This window comes from Pseudomonas trivialis (genome assembly GCF_001439805.1).
Lineage (GTDB): Bacteria > Pseudomonadota > Gammaproteobacteria > Pseudomonadales > Pseudomonadaceae > Aquipseudomonas > Aquipseudomonas trivialis.
In genome coordinates this window covers 1-1,731 of the sequence record NZ_JYLK01000035.1, presented here as the reverse complement: position 1 = coordinate 1,731, position 1,731 = coordinate 1, and the positions used below count along the sequence as shown (strand labels likewise).

Genomic DNA, 1,731 nt, shown 5'->3' with positions numbered 1-1,731 from the left:
CTTCCGATAAAACCGTGACCCACGGCTGCCCGGTGTCGATGGTCACCGGCGAGGAATTGCTCACCCTCACCGACGGCACGCTGGACGGGATTTTGCCGTTTGAGTGGACGCGGGTGTATCGCACCAGTGCTGTGGAAATCGATGTTGGGCTGGGGTTTGGCTGGAGTCATGCCCTGGCGCAGCGGCTGGTGGTTGCGGGCGATTCGGTGGTGTGGACCGACCATGAGAATCGCTCGACCTCGTTTCCCATGCCGACCGTTTCGCGACCGGCGATCACCAACAGCCTGGCCGAAGCGGCGATCTTTTTGGGGGACTTGCCGGATGAACTGGTGCTGGCCCAGGCGTCGCGGTTTTACCACTTTCGCGATGGCGTGCTGGTGTCGATCAGCGATGCGTATGACAACCGGCTGCGCATTTCCCGCGACGTGCTGGGGCGCATTGAACGGCTGGACAACGGCGTCGGGCGCGCGCTGTGGTTGCGCTATGCGCAGGGCCGCATTGCGGCGGTGGACTACCAGGTGCATCGCGCCAAAGGCCGTGAGCCTTACGAGTGGGTGACTGAACAGACGGTTGTGTCCTACGCCTACGACGACGCGGGCCGGCTGGTGTCGGCGACCAATGCCGTAGGCGAATGCGAGGTTTATCGGTACGACGAGCAGCACGTGATTCTCGAGCGTGGGCTGGCCGGTGGCGCGAGTTTCTTTTGGGCGTGGGATCGAGCTGGCAAGGCGGCGCGCTGTGTACGGCATTGGGCCAGTTTTACGCAGATGGACACGCGCTATGTGTGGGGTGATGACGGGCGCGTCACCGTGCATAACGCCGATGGTAGCCAGGAAGTGTATGTGCACGACCCGCGGGCGCGGCTGGTGCAGCGGGTTGATCCGGATGGCGCTCAACACTTCAAATCCTACGATGAAAAAGGCCGGCTAACGGTTGAGCAAGACCCGCTTGGCGCGGTGACGGCGTACCAGTACGACGACGCTGGGCGCTTGGTGGCGCTGTTTCCCGGGGATGATGAGCCGACGTCCTACGAGCATGACAACGGGTTCGTACGGGTTGTAAGGCGTGGTGAGGCGGTTTGGAAGTACGAGCGTAATGAACAAGGCGACGTAACGCGCAGGACCGATCCTGACGGACATGTCACTGACTACAGCTACAACAAACACGGGCAGTTGATTGGGGTGTGGTATCCCGATCACAGTTGTCAGCGGCTGGTATGGAATGAGCGCGGGCAACTGCTTGAGGAACAGTTGCCCAATGGCGGGATCAGGCGCTATCGCTATGACGACCTCGGGCGACAGGTGGCCCGCGAGGATGAGCATGGCGCGCTGACCCAGTATCAGTGGGACAGCGTCGGTCGGTTGGTCCGTTTGGTACTGCCGGGCGGTGCGTGTCGCGAATACAGCTACAACGCCTACGGAAAAATCACCGCCGAACGCGATGAACTGGGCCACGTCACTCGCTACGAGTATGCCGATGGGCTGCACTTGATCAGTCGGCGACTCAATGCCGATGGCACGCAGGTCCAGTACCGCTATGACAACGTGCGGCTATTGCTGACCGAGATCGAAAACGAGGTCGGCGAGACTTACCGGCTTGCCTATCACCCCAACGGGTTGATCCAGCAGGAAGTCGGCTTTGACGGCCAGCGCACCGCCTACGTTTATGACCTCAACGGCCATCTGCAGGAAAAGACTGAATACGGCGACGATGGCAGTCAGTTGGTTACCC

1 protein-coding gene is annotated in these 1,731 nt (G+C 61.2%); it reads left to right on the top strand.

The features are described 5' to 3' along the window. Positions 1–1,731: DUF6531 domain-containing protein (locus tag TU79_RS24815; protein WP_169793822.1), on the top strand; the 1,731-nt coding region annotated here is incomplete at both ends.